This is a genomic window from Candidatus Margulisiibacteriota bacterium, assembly GCA_041658645.1.
GTDB lineage: Bacteria > Margulisbacteria > WOR-1 > O2-12-FULL-45-9 > XYB2-FULL-48-7 > JBAZZV01.
Map to the genome: position 1 here is coordinate 133,065 of JBAZZV010000005.1, position 18,734 is coordinate 151,798.

25 protein-coding genes and 1 pseudogene are annotated in these 18,734 nt (G+C 55.0%); 8 read left to right on the forward strand and 18 right to left on the reverse strand.

All coding sequences use genetic code 11. The features are described from left to right. Positions 1-6: 6 nt before the first annotated feature. The 3 genes from WC903_05545 to WC903_05555 form a co-directional block, all read right to left on the reverse strand. Positions 7-426, reverse strand: coding sequence for a peptide chain release factor-like protein (locus tag WC903_05545; protein MFA5893406.1), 420 nt, complete (start codon positions 424-426; stop codon positions 7-9). Positions 427-517: 91 nt separating this feature from the next. Continuing rightward, a complete protein-coding gene (yihA, locus tag WC903_05550) occupies positions 518-1,087 on the reverse strand; it encodes a ribosome biogenesis GTP-binding protein YihA/YsxC (protein MFA5893407.1) in 570 nt (189 codons plus the stop codon). A 14-nt stretch (positions 1,088-1,101) separates the two neighbouring features. Beyond that, positions 1,102-1,497, reverse strand: a complete 396-nt coding sequence (locus WC903_05555; protein ID MFA5893408.1) for a hypothetical protein — start codon at positions 1,495-1,497, stop codon at positions 1,102-1,104. Positions 1,498-1,601: 104 nt separating this feature from the next. Between WC903_05555 and WC903_05560 the strand changes: the two genes are divergently transcribed. After that, positions 1,602-1,766, forward strand: a complete 165-nt coding sequence (locus tag WC903_05560) for a hypothetical protein (GenBank protein MFA5893409.1) — start codon at positions 1,602-1,604, stop codon at positions 1,764-1,766. 2 nt (positions 1,767-1,768) lie between these two features. On the opposite strand, the gene WC903_05565 is transcribed toward WC903_05560, so the two are convergent. After that, positions 1,769-2,971 carry a DEAD/DEAH box helicase gene (locus tag WC903_05565; protein MFA5893410.1) on the reverse strand — a complete coding sequence of 401 codons (1,203 nt, stop codon included), beginning with the start codon at positions 2,969-2,971 and terminating at the stop codon, positions 1,769-1,771. 20 nt (positions 2,972-2,991) lie between these two features. On the opposite strand from WC903_05565, the gene corA reads away from it, so the two are divergent. Next, on the forward strand, positions 2,992-4,056 hold the full coding sequence (gene corA, locus WC903_05570; protein ID MFA5893411.1) for a magnesium/cobalt transporter CorA: 1,065 nt from the start codon (positions 2,992-2,994) through the stop codon (positions 4,054-4,056). 26 nt (positions 4,057-4,082) lie between these two features. Here the strand turns inward: corA and WC903_05575 are convergent, their stop codons facing one another. After that, complete coding sequence (locus tag WC903_05575) at positions 4,083-4,922, reverse strand: ankyrin repeat domain-containing protein (GenBank protein ID MFA5893412.1); 840 nt, start codon at positions 4,920-4,922, stop codon at positions 4,083-4,085. A gap of 139 nt (positions 4,923-5,061) precedes the next feature. On the opposite strand from WC903_05575, the gene WC903_05580 reads away from it, so the two are divergent. Together WC903_05580 and WC903_05585 are read left to right on the forward strand one after the other, a co-directional pair. Continuing rightward, complete coding sequence (locus WC903_05580; protein ID MFA5893413.1) at positions 5,062-5,346, forward strand: metalloregulator ArsR/SmtB family transcription factor; 285 nt, start codon at positions 5,062-5,064, stop codon at positions 5,344-5,346. Between the two features lie 82 nt (positions 5,347-5,428). Beyond that, positions 5,429-5,569, forward strand: a complete 141-nt coding sequence (locus WC903_05585) for a hypothetical protein (protein MFA5893414.1) — start codon at positions 5,429-5,431, stop codon at positions 5,567-5,569. A 77-nt stretch (positions 5,570-5,646) separates the two neighbouring features. On the opposite strand, the gene WC903_05590 is transcribed toward WC903_05585, so the two are convergent. The 4 genes from WC903_05590 to WC903_05605 are packed head-to-tail and all read right to left on the reverse strand — an operon-like array spanning position 5,647 to position 10,604. Continuing rightward, positions 5,647-7,611 (reverse strand): ABC transporter permease, encoded by a 1,965-nt coding sequence (locus tag WC903_05590; protein MFA5893415.1) that lies wholly within the window; start codon positions 7,609-7,611, stop codon positions 5,647-5,649. Positions 7,612-7,617: 6 nt separating this feature from the next. Further along, positions 7,618-8,586 carry an HlyD family efflux transporter periplasmic adaptor subunit gene (locus WC903_05595; protein ID MFA5893416.1) on the reverse strand — a complete coding sequence of 323 codons (969 nt, stop codon included), beginning with the start codon at positions 8,584-8,586 and terminating at the stop codon, positions 7,618-7,620. Continuing rightward, positions 8,583-9,806 (reverse strand): TolC family protein, encoded by a 1,224-nt coding sequence (locus tag WC903_05600; protein ID MFA5893417.1) that lies wholly within the window; start codon positions 9,804-9,806, stop codon positions 8,583-8,585. Before WC903_05600 ends, WC903_05595 begins: the two co-directional genes overlap by 4 nt. 3 nt (positions 9,807-9,809) lie before the next feature. Then, a complete protein-coding gene (locus WC903_05605) occupies positions 9,810-10,604 on the reverse strand; it encodes a hypothetical protein (GenBank protein MFA5893418.1) in 795 nt (264 codons plus the stop codon). Positions 10,605-10,668: 64 nt separating this feature from the next. Here WC903_05605 and WC903_05610 point away from each other — a divergent pair, with 64 nt between their 5' ends. After that, entirely contained in the window at positions 10,669-10,980 is a 312-nt protein-coding gene (locus WC903_05610; GenBank protein MFA5893419.1) for a DUF1622 domain-containing protein, read from the forward strand. A 163-nt stretch (positions 10,981-11,143) separates the two neighbouring features. Here WC903_05610 and WC903_05615 read toward each other — a convergent pair whose 3' ends face one another. Then, complete coding sequence (locus WC903_05615; GenBank protein ID MFA5893420.1) at positions 11,144-12,166, reverse strand: DUF933 domain-containing protein; 1,023 nt, start codon at positions 12,164-12,166, stop codon at positions 11,144-11,146. 62 nt (positions 12,167-12,228) lie between these two features. On the opposite strand from WC903_05615, the gene WC903_05620 reads away from it, so the two are divergent. Genes WC903_05620 through WC903_05630 form a run of 3 tightly spaced genes read left to right on the forward strand, consistent with a single transcriptional unit; the run spans position 12,229 to position 13,487 of the window. Then, positions 12,229-12,594 (forward strand): hypothetical protein, encoded by a 366-nt coding sequence (locus WC903_05620; protein ID MFA5893421.1) that lies wholly within the window; start codon positions 12,229-12,231, stop codon positions 12,592-12,594. Next, entirely contained in the window at positions 12,591-12,854 is a 264-nt protein-coding gene (locus WC903_05625; protein ID MFA5893422.1) for a SemiSWEET transporter, read from the forward strand. The genes WC903_05620 and WC903_05625 overlap by 4 nt, the downstream gene beginning before the upstream one ends. Next, a complete protein-coding gene (locus tag WC903_05630) occupies positions 12,855-13,487 on the forward strand; it encodes a class I SAM-dependent methyltransferase (protein MFA5893423.1) in 633 nt (210 codons plus the stop codon). 299 nt (positions 13,488-13,786) lie between these two features. Here WC903_05630 and WC903_05635 read toward each other — a convergent pair whose 3' ends face one another. From WC903_05635 to WC903_05670, 8 genes and pseudogenes are all read right to left on the reverse strand, one after another. Then, on the reverse strand, positions 13,787-14,314 hold the full coding sequence (locus tag WC903_05635; protein MFA5893424.1) for a permease: 528 nt from the start codon (positions 14,312-14,314) through the stop codon (positions 13,787-13,789). After that, entirely contained in the window at positions 14,311-14,781 is a 471-nt protein-coding gene (locus WC903_05640) for a permease (protein MFA5893425.1), read from the reverse strand. The genes WC903_05635 and WC903_05640 overlap by 4 nt, the downstream gene beginning before the upstream one ends. A gap of 6 nt (positions 14,782-14,787) precedes the next feature. Next, complete coding sequence (locus WC903_05645) at positions 14,788-14,913, reverse strand: thioredoxin family protein (protein MFA5893426.1); 126 nt, start codon at positions 14,911-14,913, stop codon at positions 14,788-14,790. 60 nt (positions 14,914-14,973) lie between these two features. Next, positions 14,974-15,924, reverse strand: a complete 951-nt coding sequence (locus WC903_05650) for a permease (GenBank protein MFA5893427.1) — start codon at positions 15,922-15,924, stop codon at positions 14,974-14,976. Between the two features lie 20 nt (positions 15,925-15,944). Further along, positions 15,945-16,451: a hypothetical protein gene (locus tag WC903_05655; protein ID MFA5893428.1), complete on the reverse strand. Its 507-nt coding sequence runs from the start codon at positions 16,449-16,451 to the stop codon at positions 15,945-15,947. Between the two features lie 25 nt (positions 16,452-16,476). Then, positions 16,477-17,352, reverse strand: a complete 876-nt coding sequence (locus WC903_05660; GenBank protein MFA5893429.1) for a universal stress protein — start codon at positions 17,350-17,352, stop codon at positions 16,477-16,479. A 39-nt stretch (positions 17,353-17,391) separates the two neighbouring features. Continuing rightward, positions 17,392-18,432: pseudogene (gene arsB / locus WC903_05665) on the reverse strand (ACR3 family arsenite efflux transporter). A gap of 1 nt (position 18,433) precedes the next feature. Then, positions 18,434-18,733: a helix-turn-helix domain-containing protein gene (locus WC903_05670; GenBank protein ID MFA5893430.1), complete on the reverse strand. Its 300-nt coding sequence runs from the start codon at positions 18,731-18,733 to the stop codon at positions 18,434-18,436. Position 18,734: the final 1 nt, after the last annotated feature.

Consider the following 18,734-nt stretch of genomic DNA (forward strand, 5'->3'; position numbering starts at 1 on the left):
AACAGTTTATTCGTGGTTGATCTCTTGGGCGGTGAGGCGGCGGGCTGATTTTTTAGCGGAGACGATCTTCTTGGCTTCGAGCATCTTGTTCTTGGCCCGCCGGGACCTTTTACGTTTCTGCCTTCTTATTTTCTCGGCCGCTTGCCGTTTCCGGCTTTTTTCTCCCAGGACCCGGCCGGCGATTTTATCTAACAGCAGCCGCCAGGCCAGGAACCGGTTCAGGGCCTGGGAGCGCTCTTGCTGCATTTTAACTTCTAGGCCGGTCGGGAGATGTTTCAGATAGACCGTGGTTGCGACCTTGTTGACGTTTTGCCCGCCGGCGCCCGACGAGCGGAGGAACTTTTCCACGACATCTTCCTTTTTGATGCCGTAAGCCTTTAGCCTGTTTTCAAGGTCAGCCAATTTATTCGGACTGATAAAAGTCATATCTTCCTGATAATTGTCCCACCGGCGCCGGGCCAAGTCAAACCCGCTTGCTTTTTCCCGGGCGGACGAATAGAATTACCGCAGAGCGCAGTTAACCAAGTATCTCGTTGATCAAATCGCTGATGCCGACTTTCTCTTCCGAGGAGTAGGGAATGACCGGGTGGGGGCTGACCAGGTCACGGATCTTTTGCAGTTGTCCGGCTAGCGCTGACCGCTTGATCTTATCCACTTTGTTGGCGACAATGATGACATTCTTTTTGTGTTCGGTCAGGGCGCGGAGCATCAAAAGGTCGCTCTCCGTCACCCCGACCTTCGCGTCAATGATCAGGACGACCTTTTTTTGTTCGTAAGCGGAGCCGAATAAATACCAGTCGATCAGCTCGCGCAGCTGCGCCCGCACCGACCACGGCGCCTGGGCAAAGCCGTAACCCGGCAGATCGAGCAGGTACAAGGACCTATTTATCAAGAATAGATTTATTTCCTGGGTCCGGCCCGGCGTTGAGCTGGTCCGGGCCAGTGATCTCTGGTTGGTCAGGGAGTTGATGACGCTCGATTTGCCAACATTGGAGCGGCCGATCAGGACGACCTGCGGAGTACCGTCCGCTAAGGCCGCGTCCGGGCCCACCAGCCCCTTAACAAATTCGGCGGAGGTTATATCCATGCGTACATAAACCGCTAGATCGTCAGGTCGAGGTCGGGGACGTTGATATAGTTAAGCGCCGGGTTGGTGGCGCTGGACGGGGCAATGTTGGCGTTTGGGACCTGGCTTGTCCCGGTAGTTGAGTTCGAGCTGGTAGTAGCCGCTCCGGTGGCCTGGTTATACGACTCAAGAGCCGAGAAAGGATCGTATTTATCCTCGCTCTTTTTCTTGTCGTCCGCCGAGTACATCAGATTGTCGAGGAGCGCGCTGAAACCTTTCTCAATATCAAGAAGAGAGGCGTTGATATCGGCTTGAGTGGTCCCCGCGGCCGCGCCAGAGGCGCGGCCGGTAGTTTGGCCGCTCTCTTTGAGCTGGTTGATCTGCGTGGTCAGCGCGGAAACGTTGGCTATGCCATCACTAAAGTCCGACATGCGTGTATTTTCCCACCGGACCTGGCGGCTGTCAAGGCATTATTGGTTGCGCTGAACGCGGTCGAAGGGTATAATGTCTGAACTAAAAGGAAAGGGGTAAAACAATGTTATTTGAAAGATCAGAGTTCAAGGGTAAGCCGATGTTGGTCATTAAACGGAGCGAGGACGAGAAATTCCCGTTTTCCTTCGGGCTGACCAAGGCGAAGATGATCCTCGAGTCGATCGAAGAGATCAAGCAGTTCGTCAAAGATAACGAAAAGTCGGCCTAGCGCTAGCGCCGATAGCTCCCATAACGCCGCGGCTTGCCGAAACTGCGCGTGACCGGAGCGGCGAATTCCGCGGTCTGCATCTCCGGGTGTTTAACGACCGGCAGGCTTTTGCGCATGACGCCTTCAATGCTCCTGACCTCGCCGCGCTGTTCGGGCGTGGCGAAGGAGATCGCTCTCCCCTCATGGCCGGCCCGGCCGGTCCGCCCGATCCGATGGACATAATTTTCCGCGTCGTCCGGCAGGTCGTAGTTGAGCACCAGCTCGATCCCTTTTACGTCGATCCCCCGGGCGGCGATATCGGTCGCCACCAGGATCCGGTATTTACCGGACTTAAAACCTTCCAGCGCTTCCCGGCGTTGGGAGAGGGAGCGGTCGGCGTGGATCTCGGCGGCCGAATAGTTCAGCGACCGGAGCCCCTTGGTGATGCGGGCGGCCCCGCGCTTGGTCCGGCTGAAGAGGAGGACGGTCCCGCGGTATTGCTCCAATATCTTGATCAGCAGCGCGCTCTTCTCTTCTTTTTTCACGATAAAGAGTTCCTGGGTGAGGTTCTTGGCGATCGTCCCGGAGGGGGCGATCTCAACGCTGATCGGCAGTTTCATGTGCCGGGCGGCGATCTGGACGATCTTTTCCGGCATGGTCGCCGAGAAGAGCATGGTCTGCCTATCTTTCGGCACCCGTTGCAGGATCTTCTCGATCTGCGGGGCAAAGCCCATGTCGAGCATCCGGTCGGCTTCGTCAAGGACCAGGATACTGATGTCGTTCAAGTGGACGGTCCCCTGGCCGAGATGGTCGAGCAGGCGGCCGGGGGTGGCGATAATGATACGGGGCTGGCGGCGGAGGTTCTGGACCTGGTTATACATCGAGGCGCCGCCGATCAGGACGACTGAACGGATGTTGAGCGGCAGGCCGATCTTGCTGATCATCTCTTCCGCCTGGAGGGCGAGTTCGCGGGTCGGGACGAGGATCAAACCACGGGTCGGCCCCTGGGCGAGGCGCTGGACCATCGGGATGCCGAAGGCGAGCGTTTTACCGGTGCCGGTCTGGGCGATGCCGATGATATCTTGCCCTTCGATCCCGACCGGGATCGCCTTGAATTGGATCGGGGTGGGGGTTTTGAACTTCATCCGGTCTAGGATCTCGATTATTTTGGGGGCGATACTGAGGCCGTAGAAAGTCGGGCTATTTGGTTGCATTTGTGTATTCATGTTATTATTATAGCACCTTTATGGGTGAACAGCTCAAACGACGCTCCAAAAAACGCGGCTTAGCCCCGGGGACATTGGTCCACATCGGGGAGCAGAAGACCGAGGCGGCCACTTTTGATCTTTTCCATTTTACCGAAACAGATATCCACGAGATCAAACTGAAGTCGGTCGAGGAGTGCGCCGCTTACAAAGATAAACCGGGGGTGCTGTGGATAAACCTTGATGGCCTCCACCGGACCGATCTGGTCGAACAAATTGGTAAGCTCTTCTCGCTCCATCCCCTGGTCCTGGAAGATATCGTCAACACCGACCAGCGCCCTAAACTGGAAGAGTATGACCATTACTTATTCATCACTCTGCGGATGATCTATCTCCAGCCGCAGGAGCCGGCCCCGGTCATTGAGCAGATCAGCCTGGTCCTGGGAAAGAACTATATCCTGACCTTCCAGGAGAAGCCGGGCGACATGTTCGACGCGCTGCGCGAGCGGTTGCGGGGGAATAAAGGGCGGATCAGGAAGTTAGGGGCCGATTACCTTGCTTACTCCCTGCTGGATGCCGTCATCGACAGTTATTTTGGGGTGATGGAAAAAAGCGGGGGGGAACTGGAAACGCTGGAAGAAGAGGTGGTGAGCAACCCCGCGCCGAAAACGCTCAAACATATTCATCACCTCAAACAGGAGATGATCTTTTTGCGCAAGGCGATCTGGCCGTTGCGTGAAGTGGTCAGCGGGTTGCAGCGGATCGGCGCCCCGCTGATCCAGCCGTCGATCGGCCTCTATTTGCGCGACATCTACGACCACACTATCCAGTTGATGGATACGGTCGAGACTTATCGCGACATGCTCTCGAGCCTGCTGGATATTTATCTCTCCAGTATCAGCAATCGCCTGAACGAAGTGATGAAAGTCCTGACGATCATTGCCACGATCTTTATCCCCTTGACCTTCATCACCAGCCTGTACGGGATGAACTTCAAGCATATGCCGGAGCTGGACAGTGTCTGGGGTTACCCGGCGGCCTTAAGCGCGATGGCCTGCGTGGCGGCCGGCATGCTTCTTTATTTTAAGCGGAAAAAGTGGTTCTAATCTAGCACAGGCGGAAATTCCAAAGACTATTTTTCCAGCAGTTCAATGACCTTGGTGAAGTTTTTTCTTTTAGCGATAGCAAGGGCGGTCTCGCCTATGACGTTTTTAACGGTCTTATCCGCCCCCTGCAGGAGGAGATATTCAACCACCGCTGCCTGGTCTTTAAACGCGGCCTGCATTAAAGCGGTGTGTTGTTGGCTGGTTTGGTAATTTACGTCGACCCTTTTTGCCACTAAAAGTTTGACGACCGAAAATATTCCGCGGTTAGCCGCCCAAAGCATCGGGGTAGTCCCGTCTAACGACGCCAGGTTGGGGTCGGCGCCGCTTTTGATCAAAAGCAGGGCGGTCTTCTCGTCACCTTGGTCGCAGGCTTCCAATAAAGCGGTCCAATTCTTGTTCTCAAAATATTCGCCTTGGGCGTTGAGGTCGATCTTGGCTTTGATCAGTTGAGCGGCAATAGCCGTGTTTTTTTTGGCGACCGCGTAGAGCAGGGCGTTGTTGCCGGAAACGTCCTTGAGGTTGACCTTGGCCTTGGCTTTGAGCAATAACGGAACGACCTTGAGCCGCTCTTTATCAGCCGCGTACATTAACGCCGTCCAGCCAGCCTTATTTTGCAGATCAGGGTTGGCCCCTTGCTTAAGCAGGTATGAAACGACCTGGTCATTGCCGCCCACTGCCGCTTCCATCAAGGGGGTCCAGTCATTGTCAAAAAGGGTATTTACGTCCACCCCCGAGCTAATAATGCTTTTCACCTCATCCAGCCGGCCTTCGCGCGCGGCGACGCGCAATTCCGGGTGCGCCTCGGCGCACGCCAGGGTAACTATCAAGGTCAGCAGAAAGAACGAAGCGGCTATTTTTTTGATCATTTTATTTCTCCCTTTGATCTCAGTTTTTTCAGTATGACCTTTGACCCTAGCCATGTCAATTCAATATTAATTAAACCAGACCAATCTTGTCGGCTTGACAAAAAACGCAGGTTTTGCTAACATATAAACAAGCATTTATATGATGAAACGTTGTCTGCTATTCTTTAAGGCGATATCCGATGCCACCCGGCAGAGGATCTTCGAGCTGTTGGAGGGCGGTGAGCTTTCGGTGGGGGAGATCGCGGCCAAGATGAAGCTGACCCAGCCTAACGTCTCGCACCATTTGAGCGTCCTGAAGCAATGCGGCTGTGTCCGTTCCTGCCGGAAGGGGAAGAATGTGATCTATTCGGTCGACAAGGAAGGGATGGTCAGCTGTTGCGGCAATTTCTTCGGCCAATTCAAGATCAAGGTCGAAAAGGAATAATTTTTTTTGCCTGACATATAAACATCTGTTTATATGAGGGGTGGGATCCCTCGACAGGCTCGGAATAAAGGAGGTGAACAAAATGGCTAAAGAAAAGGAATGCTGCGACATCAAGGTCAAGAAGGTCAAGGACGGCTTTGAGATCAAGGTCAACGGCCGGGAGATGAATAAATGCCTGGAGATGTGCCTGAAGAACTGCTGCGGGGAGAAACAGGGCAAATAATAACCCGGTTTTGACCCGGCCGAAAAGCCCTTCGGCGCCGGAGGGCTGATTAGGCAGGCAGGATTTTCAGATTGCGCTTACTCGTAGCGGAGCGCTTCGATCGGCTGGAGTTGGGCCGCCCGCCAGGCCGGCCAGAGGCCAAAGACGAGGCCGGTCAGGGCGGAGAAAGTGAAGGCGAGGACGATCGACCAGAGCGAGATCAAGACGTTCCAGCCGGCGAAGGTCGAGATCGCCCAGGAAATAAGTATGCCCAGCAGAGAGCCGACCGCCCCGCCTAGCACGCAGATCAAGACCGCTTCGACCATGAATTGCATCAGGATATCCCCGTTTTCCGCGCCTAAAGCTTTTCTTAAGCCGATCTCGTGCGTCCGCTCCATGACCATGACCAGCATGATGTTCATGATCCCGATCCCGCCGACCAGGAGGCTGACCGCGGCGACCCCGCCGAGGAGGAGGGCAAAGGTTGAGGCCATTTCGCCGGCCGCTTTCTGGATATCGGCCATGTTGCGGACATCGATCTGGTCAACTTGGGTCGGCTGCAGGCGATGCAGGGCGATCAGCAACGGCGGGATCTCTTTCTGAACGCTCTCCAGTTGCTCGGTCGAGTTGACCTTGATATCAAAAGAATTGACGTATTCGGTCCCGACCAGGCGGGACATGGCGGTCGCGACCGGGATGATCACCCGGTCATCCTGGTTCTGGAACCCGGACGACCCTTTGACCGGAAGCTGGCCGATGACCAGGAAATTTATCCGGTTGATCCGGACCCACTTGCCGAGCGGGTTGCTCTCGCCGAAGAGCTGGTCGACGACCTGCTGGCCGAGGACGGCGACCTTGGCTTTGGTCCTGATCTCCGCTTCGGTGAAAAAGCGTCCCTGGGCGGGGACGGAATCGCGGACCGACTGAAAATCAGGGCTCGTGCCGACGACCTGGGTGTTCCAGTTGCGGCCGCCAAAAACGATCTGGGCCCGGCCGTTGACGTAAGGAACGGCCCGCTCAACCCCTTCGACTTTCTTGATCGCCTCCAGGTCGGCCAGGGTAAAGCGGACACCGGAGTCGCCTCCCTGGGAGATGCCGCGCTGGGGGGACGAACCGCGGACCGATAATAGGTTGGTGCCGAGGGCGGCCAGGTTTTGTTCCACCTGCTTTTGAGCGCCGCTCCCCATGGCTAGCATAGCAATGACCGCCGCCACGCCGATCAGGACGCCGAGGATCGAGAGGAGGGAGCGGAGCTTGTTGTTGGCCAGGGAGACGAGCGCTTCGAAAATATAATTCTTCAGCCGGCGCCAGGAAAGGAGATTGCTCTGGGCGTTATGCAGGGAGAACACCGCTCCGCCGGCCGCCGCCGGGTTCGGAGCCGACTTTTTCAAGTCCTCGACCACCTCGCCGTCTTTCAGGCGAATGATCCGCGTGGCCGCTTCCGCGAAATTTGGCTCATGGGTGACCATGATGATCGTCTTCCCTTCGGCGTTCAAATCTTTTAATAGAGTGATGATCTCGGCCGACGACTTAGAATCAAGGTTGCCGGTCGGTTCGTCGGCCAAAATGACGAGCGGCTGGTTGACCAGCGCCCGGACGACGGCGACCCGCTGCTGCTGGCCGCCGGAGAGCTGGTTCGGCTGGTGACGGAGACGATCACCCAGGCCGACCTTCTGCAGCAGTTCGTTGACGCGGGCTTGGTCTTCCTTCCCGGTCTGTCCGCTGTAGATGAGCGGCAACTGGGCGTTGGCCACAATGTTGAGGCGGGGGAGGAGATTGAAAGACTGGAAAATAAAACCGAAGAACTTATTGCGCAGATGAGCGTAGTCATTGTCGCTTAACCGGCCGATCTCCCGCCCGAGGAGCCGGATCTCGCCGCTGTCGGCCTTATCGAGCAAACCTAGAATGGCCAGCAGGGTCGATTTCCCGGAGCCGGACGCTCCCATGATCGCCACAAACTCGCCCGCGTCGATATTGAGCGTGGCGTTCTTCAGGGCGGGGACGACGATCTCCCCGCCGATCAGGTAATTCTTGCAGACATTCTTTAGCTCAAGCAGGGCCAACTGTTTTTACCTCGCGGCCGGCTGGCGGCCGAAAGGATTAAAATTCGGGCCGCGCTGGTTCCGGCTAAGGAGTTGCTGGGCCAGCTCGTTGGTCGGAATGATCACTTCAGCTCCTTCTTTTAAGCCGGAGATCAGCTCAATGTGCTCGGTATTCTCTATCCCGGTCTGCACTTGCAGGGCTTTGATCTGGCTGTCGCTCCCTTTCATGAAAACATAACTGTTACTGCCGCGCTTGCGCAGGGCATTGAGCGGCAGGAGGAGAACATCGCTCCGGCTCTCCTGCTCAAAATTGACCGTGGCGCTCATCCCGGAGCGGAAGTAGGCGGGGACGCTGTTGGGAAGGACATCAACTTCGTAAATGACGACATTGTTGATAACGGTCGATTCGTAGGCGATATGGCTGACGTGTCCGGGGAGCGGCGATTGCGGATAAGCGTCCAGGACGATCTTGACCGGCTGGCCGAGGCGGATGCTGCCGATGTCGGTCTCGTCGACTTGCGCCTTAACGATCAGTTTGTCGGCCATGACCAGGACGGCGTCACTGACCCCGACCGACTGGCCCGGTTCGACCCCGCGCTGAATGATAAAACCGTTGAGCGGCGCGACGATCGGCGCTGGTTTGTAGACTTCCAGCCATTTTTGATATTCCGCTTCCCCCTGGGCGCGGGCGGCATCGAGCAGGGTAGCCCGATCGTTCGAACTTAGCCAGAGGAGGATCTGGCCCTGGGAAACATTGTCACCTTCGTTGACCAGGACCTGTTCGATCCGGCCGGAGATCGGCGGCTTGATCTCGAGGCGGTTGCGCGGCATAACGGTCCCGCTGGTCGGGATCCCGGCCAGGATACTGCCGCGGGTGATCTTGCCCGTTTTATATTCTTCCTGTTTTTTCTTCCCCGCGCATGATGTTAGTATAAAAAGCCCTAATAGCAAAATTCCTAACGTTTGAAGTTTGATGTTGGATGTTTGATGTTTCATTCTATGATTCCTCCATAAGATTTATAGTAATTCGCTTCCGCCAGGAGCGCCGCTCTTTGCTGGTTGAGCAGAGAGCGCTGGGCGCTGATATACGTATTTTCGACCCGGTCCCATTCGTCATAATTGGTCAGGCCGTTAATATATTTTACCCGGGTGATCTTTGACCGTTCTGCCGCCGCCTGGAGGAGCTCTTTCCTGACCCCGACCGCTTCCACGGCGTTGGTCAGTTCGAGATAGGCCGCTTCCAGGTTGTAGCGCAAATCTTTGAGGCTGCTGGAAAAATCTTTGGCCGCCTTGGCCAACTGCGAGCCGGCGATCAAGGCGTCGGCGATATTGCTCCCGCCGGGGAAGAGGCTATAGGAGAGGTTCAAGCTCCAGGAGTTGGAGCTGGTCGTGGGGGGCCAGTCATTCCCACTGTTGCGTATGCTTCCGCTTAGGGAGAGCGAAGGGAGGAATTCACTGATCGTTCCCCGCTGGTCGGCTTGGGCTCCTTCCAGCTGATATTTGGCCATCAGATAAGCGGGAGAAGTTTGCGTTAAAGCGTCCAGATCGGTCTTGGCCGCCAGGGTCGCTTCGGTCGTTCCGATCGGGTCGTCAACCGTGGCCCCGAGCATTTGGCTCAACTTGAGCTTGACCAGCGCGAGGTCGCGCTGCGCGGTGCGCAGATTATAAGCGGCGTCGGAGACGTCGGCCTTGGCCTGCAAATGGTTCCCCCGGTCTTCCTTGCCGCTGTCGTAGAGGAGGCGGATCAACGCTTCGTTGTCCTGGCGCAATTTCAGGATCTGTTCCTGCAGGACGACGGTCTGCCGGGCGATCAGCAAGTCGATAAAAGCGCCGCGCAGGTCATAATAAACGCTGGCGGTCGTGTTTTTCAACGCGGCCTCATTGTAGCGGTAGTTGGCGAAGGCCGCCTGGAGAGAATAATAGTTGCTAAAGCCCTGGAAAAGGGATTGGCTGGCGCTGAAGCCGTAAGAGTAGGAGCGGCTGGTGGCGCCGAGCGTGCCGGAACTGCTCTCGCTTAGAGCGGCCGAGGCCGAAAGTTGCGGCAGGAAAGGGGAGTAGGCCCGCCGGTATTGCCAGCTGGCTGTCTCTAATTGTTTTTGCGCCGCGGCGAGCTGGTCATTGTTTTTCGCCGCCAACTCTTTGGCTTGCGGCCAGGTCAACGCGGCCGCAGGCAAGATCAGCAGGCAAACGAAAATACCTATGGAAAATGAACGCATTAATTACTGTGTCCGCGAAATGAGGAGCCGCCACTCGGTACCGTAGAGGGTGATGGTCGTCCACTGGGCGGCCTTCCTTACCGGTGCTCCGACGGAGCCGGACGGGAAAGAGTAACTGCCGGTGCCGCTCGGTTCTTTTACTATCCGCGCCGCCAAAGAGAGCAGTTCGGTGTAGGTTTGATAGGCGGGATCGGTAAAGGTCATCTTGCCAATCTGGAGGAGATCGCGGCTGTAGATGACGCGTCCGTCGGTTTGGAGGGCGAGCACTTCAATAGTCGCGCCGCCGGTCGTATAATCTTTAATGATATTGCCCAGGAGAGCGTCGGGCTTGAAAACGCAGCTGATAAAGCCGATGACCCGTTTATCCAGGGAAAACACAGGATAGATCAGGGAGGTGGCGTAAAAGCCTTCGACCGTCTTGAACATCCCGCCCAGGACCGGCTGTTCGCTCTTCATCGCCCGGATGACGTGCTCCTGGTCGCCGATGTATTGGCCGACCGCCCGCTCGTAGGTCGACGGGATGACCGACTCGATATAACCGGCCTGATTGACCGTGACGATGTCGACGATCGAGCGATGCCCTGCGTAGATCGCTTTCAAGCGTTGAATGGTCTCGTCCGAATTGACATCGAGTTCGCGCTTTGCGGTAACCAGAGCCAGTTCGTCGGCCAGGCTGGTCAGTTCAGCCTGCGCTTTGGTCTGGACCTCGGCGACCCCGGGGAGCGGGGGAGGGTTCCCCATGGCGAAGGCGGCACAACCGAGCAGGGCGACAGCCAGGAACGTAATAATATATTTCATATGGATGATTTTACCGCACTCGCGGGATAAATACCATGGTAGAATAATACTAGGGGGTGTTGAGATGTTCGAAATGCTCAATTATGTTGTTTACGGGATAAGCGCTTTGGGGGCAATGGTGATCTTGTGGGGGATAGTGCTGGTCTTGAAGGACTTTCTGCTCGACTTGTTCAACGATGACCTGGGGCCCAAGCGCCGGATGCGCCAGAAACTCGGTTCCTACCTGATCCTAGGTCTCGAATTCTTTATCGCGGCGGATATAATTAGAACGATCACCCGGCCGGATTGGAACGACATCGGCATGCTGGCGGCGATCGTCGCCCTGCGGACCGTTTTAAGTTATTTCCTGGGGCTGGAGCTCAAGGAGAGCGCTTAAACGTTGAACTTTTCCCTGCCCTCATCCGATAGGCTAAACTTCCGCACCTTCTCCCAGGGGGAGAAGGTGTTACGCCAGGAGAAAAGAAGTTGAAGCGAAATACCCTCTCCCTTTGGGAGAGGGTGAGAGTCTTAAGGGAATCGGGTGAGGGCTGAAAAACCGCTTAAACGTTGAAGCGAAAGCTAAGCAGGTCGCCGTCCTCGACCAGGTAATCTTTTCCCTTGAGGGAGAACTTGCCGAGCTCTTTCAGTTTAGCCTCGGAGCCGGCGGCGATAAAGTCGTCGTATTTCATCAGTTCCGCCCGGACAAACCCTTTGGCGATATCGGAATGGATGATACTGCCGGCCTCCTGGGCGGTCGCCCCTTTGCGGACCGGCCAGGCGCGGACCTCATCCTCGCCGACCGTGAAATAGGAGATCAGGCCTAAACCTTCAAAAGCGAGCCGGCTGATCTTGTTCAGTGCCGGTTCGTCGATCCCCAGCTCTTTCATGAATTCCGCCTGGTCGGCCGGCTCGAGGCGGCTGATCTCCGCTTCGGTCTCGGCGCAAAGCTGGACCGCCGGGAGCTTGAACTTGGCCCTGATCTGCTCGGCCAGCGGCTCCTTCAGCTTATCTTCCGGCACATTGAGGGCGATGACGACCGCCTTTAGCGTCAGGAACTGGTAAGCGCGGAGGAGTTTCAGCTGTTCCGGGTCAAAAGGGAGGCCGATCAGCGGCTTTTCCTGGTCGAGAGCAGTCTTGCACTTCTGGATCAGCTCTTTCTCCTTCTCGTTCTGCGGGGAGACTTTGCGGCGCTGTTCCTTCTCGATATTCTCCAGTCTTTTTTCCGCCAGCATCAGGTCGTAGATCAGCAGTTCGGAGAGGAAAGAGGCGACCTCTTTATCGGCATTTTCGGAACGGACGACAAAACAGAGCTCATCGGCGTTCTTGAGCTGGGCGACCAGGAAATCTTTCTGCGGTCCTTGCAGATCGAAGTCGGGGAGGAGGAGAAACTCGATCTTGGTATAGGTCGTCTTTTTTGGCTTGAACATGGAGCTCAACTTGGCGATGCGCGGGTCACGCACATCGCAAACTCCCGGGTGGGCGTCGAGCGGCTTCTGGATAATATTATCCAGCGGGATCCCGGTCAGCAGGGAGAAGAGCTGTTGTTGTCCGGCCTGCGGCAACCCGAGTAAAGTAACCTTCATAATAACTTTATTTTAGCACTTGCCCGCCTCAATTAACATTGCTAAAATGAGGCACGATAGAAATGAGCGATATGGACAAAAGGACCTGGTTATTTTTTTTAATATTGTTGCTAAGCGCGGCCGGCTCTTTTGCCGCCTTGAGCTGCGGGCAGGGAAAAGCCCCGGTGGCCAGCTATGCCGTGGCCGGTAAAATCGTTGACCCAATCACCGGTTACGGACTGCCTGGCGTGACCATCCTCATCAGCAGCGAAGGCCAGGCCCGCGTCCTTGCCAGCGCCGCCAACGGCGAGTGGGGGGAGGGCGGGGTCACCGGACGGGTGACCGTTTCCGCGGTTAAGACCGGCTGGAGCTTTACGCCCGAGAGCTGTGCCCTCGATGCGGCGCGGCCCACGGCCGATTTCCTGGCCCAGCCGGCGGCCGCCAAATGAAGCCAGACGACATCCTTTTGCTCCTCGGTATTTTAGCCGGGACCCTGACTACGGCCTCTTTTTTGCCTCAAGTTATTAAGGCGCACACCAGCCACCATACCAAGGACCTCTCGCTCTTGATGTTCGTGGTTTTATTCCTTGGTGTTGTGTTGTGGATAGTTTACGGGGCGCTGGCCGGCTCATTGCCAGTCATATTAGCTAACTCGGTCACGCTCTGTCTGGTCGTCTACTTGCTCTATTTAAAGATTAAGTACGGGTAGATGAGCAACTGCCCTTTATGTTCTGCCGCGGCTGACCTATTCTACGACGACCGCGGAACCTTATTCTTCAAATGCTCCGGTTGCCGCTCTATCTTTCGCGATCCGGCTGACGAGCTCTCACCGGAAACAGAAAAAAAGCGTTACGAGGCGCATAACAATAGCCCGGCTGACCCGGGTTATCGGTCGTTCGTCGACCCGATCATTAAAGAAGTCACCCGACGCTTCACGCCCGCCCACCATGGCCTTGATTTTGGGGCAGGGCCGGTGCCGGTCATTACCGAACTTTTGCGGGAAGAGGGATATAAGATCGAGCCGTATGATCCGTTCTTCCATAATGACCCGGAGCTACTAAAGAAAACCTATGACTATATTGCGGCTTGCGAGGTGATCGAGCATTTCCGTTCGCCGGCCAAAGAGTTTAAACTCCTCCGCTCGCTCCTTAAGCCGGGTGGGGCGCTCCTTTGTATGACTGAACTTTATGAAGAGGGAAATGATTTCTCAAAATGGCATTACAAGAACGACGAGACCCACCGCTTCTTCTATAGCCGGCCGGCGCTGGAGTGGATACGGGATAACTTTGGTTTCGCTTCGCTGGAGGTTGAGGGGAGGCTGGTTAGCTGGGGGATCAGTTAGGCATTTCCGCCCTCATCTAGTGGCGTTAAGGTTTGTGACCTTCTCCCAAAGGGAGAAGGGTTTTAAATCCCCCAGGCTTCGCCGCCCTCATCCGATACGCGAAAGTTTCGTACCTTCTCCCAGCGGGAGAAGGTGTTATGCCAGGCAACATACCCTCTCCCTCTGGGAGAGGGTGAGAGTGTTAAGCGTATCGGGTGAGGGAAATTGAGAAGGGCTAGTCTGGTCAGTTTTAATAGTAAATAACTTTTAAGCCGACTGTCTCGGCCAGTTCGATATCCTGGCGATCATTCTTTTAAATATCATAGCTCGACCGACTTTAACTGGTAATCTTTCCCCAGATACTTCTCCATTAAAATCCCGATGACGAAAAAGACAGGGAGGGTGATCACTGTCCGGAGGAGGGAGAACTTGAGCCCGAGAAAGCCGATCTCGAACGAGAGAAGAGGTATTTTCAGGCAACTGAAGGCGCCAAGGTAAATAAAGATGTTCCGGACGCTCGCCCCTTTTTTCCTCAAGATGTAGGCGACCGGAAAAGCGCCATAGAGAGGGCCGGCTTGCAGGGTGGCCAGGAGGATGACCCAGAAAGAACCGAGCCAGCTGCTATTCTGCCCGACATGCCGCTCGATCCGCTCTTTCGGTATCCAAACATCAAACAGGCCGACCAGCAGGAACATCAGCGGGAGAAAAGAGATCAGCTCCAGGAGGAACTGGCTGAAGTTGGCGTAGATCGCCGCGCCGGGCCGGAAGCCGACGAACGAAGAGCCGAGCAGGAAGAGGGCGAAGATGATCACCCAGAAATAGTCTTTGAGCAACACTCTGGTTTTCAATATAGTATCCCCACCAACAGGCCGATCACCAGGGCGCCAACGAAGCTAAAAAAGTTGCGCAGCAGGGCCGCTTTTTTGCCGAGGAACTTGATCTCGAGCGGCAGGGTCAAAATGCCGACCATGACCAGGGTGGTGATAAAGACCGCGACGGTCGTGGCCGGGATCCCCTGGTCGAGGAGGATCCGGCCGAGCGGGAAGGCGATGAACGGCGGGATCAGGGCGATCGAGCCGAGGAGGGCGGCGATCAGGACGCCGAGCCAGCCGCTTTTGGCCCCGAGAGTTGAAGCCAAAACCTCTTTCGGGAAAAGATAGAGGAAAATGCTGACCAGCGCCAGGACCAGCAGGAGGGTTGGGAGGAGGTTCAAGAACATTGCCAATCCGCGCTGACAGCCGAGATAGGTTTTTCTTTTGTCGACGATGAAGGAAAGACCGAGACAGAGCAAAACTATGTAGGAAAGAAATAACAAAAGCGGTTATTTCCCCACGGCCTGGAGCCAGGCCGTGATCTGTTCAACTTTTAACTCGGCGAGCGCTTGCTTGACCCGCCGCTCGAGATCCTGGCAATTCGCGCATCCGGGGCCCAATACTTTAATTTCCATTTGTTTTCTCCTTTTTCCTCTCCCCCTCTCTTTCTAAGAGAGGGGGATTAAGGGGGTGAGTTAAAACACCAGGTTAAACAGATACCCAATCGCTATTATACCTAAAGCGACCGTGCCGAAAAAGGTCAACAGCAGTTTTGGCTTCAGGACCCGGCGTAAGATAATAAATTCCGGAAGCGAGAGTGCCGTCACGGCCATCATGAAGGCGAGGGTGGTGCCGAGTTGTAATCCTTTGCCGATTAGCGCCTGGACGACGGGGATGGTTCCTGCCGCGTTGGAGTAGAGCGGCACCCCGATCACGACCGCGATCAGGACCGCGAACGGGTTTCCCCGGCCGGCGTATTGGGTGACAAAATCGACCGGAACATAACCATGGATCAGCGCTCCCAAACCAACGCCGAGCATGACGTACAACCAGACCTGGGCAAAGATCTCTTTGACGTATTCCACGGCGTAGTCGAGGCGATCCTTCCAGGTCATTTTTTGGCCGCCATCCATTTTGGTCGGTTTGACCTGGAAAACGAATGCTTCGACCTCTTTTTCCAGCTTAAGACGCCCAATAATGAGGCCGCTGACCACGGCAATGGTGAGCCCGCTAACTATATATGTAAGAGCGACCTGCCAGCCAAATAAACCCCAAAGGAGGATCAGGGCGACTTCGTTGACCGTGGGGGAGGCGACGAGAAAAGACATGGTCACTCCCAGCGGCACCCCCGATTCCAGCATGCCGATAAAGAGCGGAATGGCCGAGCAGGTGCAGAAGGGGGTGAAGATCCCGAGCCCGGCCGCCAGGATATTGCCGACGAACTCTTTTTTGTGGCTAAGCATTTTCCTGATCCGCTCTGGGGGGAGAAAGGTCCGAATAATAGCCACAAAGAAGACAATGATGATCAGGAGAAAATAGATCTTCGGGACGTCGTAGAGGAAGAAGTTCAGGCTATCCGCCAGATGGGTTCCTTTGGGGAGTCTGAGCAGGTCATAGGTGACCAAGTCGGCAAACCATTGGAACATTTAATTGCCCCCTTCAATTACTAACAACAGGCAGAGTATTTGAGCGGCTTTCTGCCAGCCTCTTTGAGGATGGCATTGACCATACCATAGAATACCTGAAAACAACAATTGCCGGTCGGATTTAATTTATCACATTTGGCGATCGGTTTTTTCCGATACGCGCTCACGATCTCTTTCCAGGTAAGCTTATTGTTCTTAATTACCTGTGCTTTGACCTGGTCATAAGTGATGTTGTTGCAGTAGCAGGCGACCTTTTTCTTGGCGTTTTCCTTATACCACAGTTCAACTTTTAGGTTCCCCCGCTTGAGGACGGTGGCGCCTGACTTATCAAAATACGAAGTAGGGCATTTACTGTTCAGGCATAAATAATATTTCTGGCGAGCCGTTATTAAATGCTTCTTGTCCGGCTTTACTAAATTGCTGACTGCCGTCAGCGGCACCGCGACACCGTTCTTGGCACAAAGCGGACATTTCGCCGTCCCCACCGTCTTTTGCTCTCCGCAACCGCAGCTGCAATTACATCCCATGATCGATTTTCCTCCTTGATCGTTCTTATTTTCTAAATGGGACCAACAAAAGTGAAGTATTTGAATTCCTGATCACGGCATGCGCGATATCTCCGAGGAAGACCTCCTCGATCCAGCCGCGGCCCTGCGTTCCCATCACGACCAGATCGTAATGGCCGTTGTTGATCTCATCAATAATTGCCTGTTTCCCGTGGCCCGTTTCGATCTTGACCTTCACGCTGCTAGCCCCTGCCTTCAGCAAGGTTTCTTTCAGTTTGTTTAACCTGTCGGTATCAATAAGATTGAACTCTTCTATTTTATAGCCAAGATCGGCGGGTATAGTATCTTTGTTTTGGACATGATAAAGGGTCACGGTGGGGTTATAATTGCCGGCCAGGTCGGCTAAGGTTTCAAAAGCGGCTTTGGCATTATCTGAAAAATCTGTTGGGAAAAGTATCTTGCCGGAAAAGACGAGCGGGCAGGCGGCCTGCCGGCCTCCCTGGCATTTGATAAGCAAGGCGGGTACGGAAAGATTGCTGATCAGGCTGTCGGCCACGCTCCCCAAGAGCATTTCTTCAACCAAGCTTTTGCTGTGCGAGCCCAAAACTAAGAACTGATATTTATCCTCGCTGATCAGGCGGTTGATCTCCGTGGAAGGAATGCCATAGGCGAACGAGTAAGAGGCCTCTATTCCCGCGTTCTTCAGCATATCGACCTGGAGTTCCATGGCCGGCTTGTGCAATTCTTCGATCGCCTCATCAAGGCCCCCGGCAGTTTCTACCGAGATCACATGCACAATATTTGCCTTTTGGGCAAAGTCCGGGCCTTCTTTGGCGACACACGCTACAACCTCGTTAGAGTTAGCTGATAGATCAGTGGCGATCAGCGCTTTTTTCCAGAGAACTCTTTTCTTTCTTGGCATGATCGTCGCCTCCTTGGTCTGGGTTATTTCTTCCTTAGGGAACCAATGTCTGGTCCGGTTTGAGAAAGCGACCAGACTAAGCATGATCGGGACCTCGGTCAATACTCCTACCACGGTAGCCAACGCCGCCCCGCTCTTCAATCCGAAGAGAGTTATCGCTACCGCGACCGACAGCTCAAAAAAGTTGCTGGCGCCGATCATGGCGGCCGGAGAAGCGATAGGATGCTCGATCCGCCACTTCTTGGCCCAGAAATAACCAATGGCAAAGATAAAATATGTCTGGATGGTCAAGGGGATGGCGATCAAAAAGATGTGCAGCGGATTTTCAATGATAATGTTCCCTTGAAAGGCGAAAAGCAGGACAAGTGTCGAAAGAAGACCCATGATCGTGACCGGCTTCAATATCCGTAAAAAGACATTTTCAAACCAGGGCATCCCCATATTCTTGATAAGCAGTTGCCGCGAAATGTATCCGCCGGTCAAAGGGACGACCACAAAGAGGATCGTCGAATAGATCAAAGTGTCATAAGGGACAATTATCTGGTTCACCCCCAACAGGAACTTGACGATCGGGACAAAGGCGATCAGGATCACCAGGTCGTTGACCGCGACCTGGACCAGGGTGTGGGCGGGGTTTCCCTTGGTCAAATAACTCCAGACAAAGACCATCGCCGTGCAAGGGGCGGCACCCAGCAGGATCGCCCCGGCAATGTATTCAGTCGCCAGAGTGGGGCTGATCAATGAGGCAAACACATATTTAAAGAAGATCACGGCAAAGAGCGCCATGGTAAACGGTTTGATGAGCCAGTTGACGACGAGGGTGACGATCAGCCCTTTTGGTTTCTTGCCGACCCGGACGATGCTCGAAAAATCGATCTGCACCATCATCGGATAGATCATCAGCCAGATCAGGATGGCGATCGGAATATTGACCTGGGCGACTTCCAGACGGCTTAAACCGGCAATTATTTGGGGGAATACTTTGCCCATAATGATCCCGGCCACAATGCAGAGGATCACCCAGAGCGAAAGATATCGTTCAAAGAGCGGCAGCTTGGCGCTAATGCTTTTATCCGTCATTTCAACCTCCTAAAACTTTGTTGATACCGGTCAGCAAAGCCCGGTAGGCCTTCTTATCTAAACTGTAAAAGGTGAAGTTCCCCCGGCTTTTTGAGCGGAGGAGCCCCAGCCGGTCCAGGGCTTTAAGGTGATGGCAGATCAGGTTGTGCTTTATCTGGAGCGCTTCTTCCAGTTGGCAGACGCAGCGTTCGCCGCGCCGGAGGAGGCAGAGGAGCTTCAGCCGGTTCGGTTCAGAAATGGTCTGGAGCGCTTTGGCCATTGCGGTGAGGTCGAGCTGGCAGCAATTCTTGGCTGGTGGCATG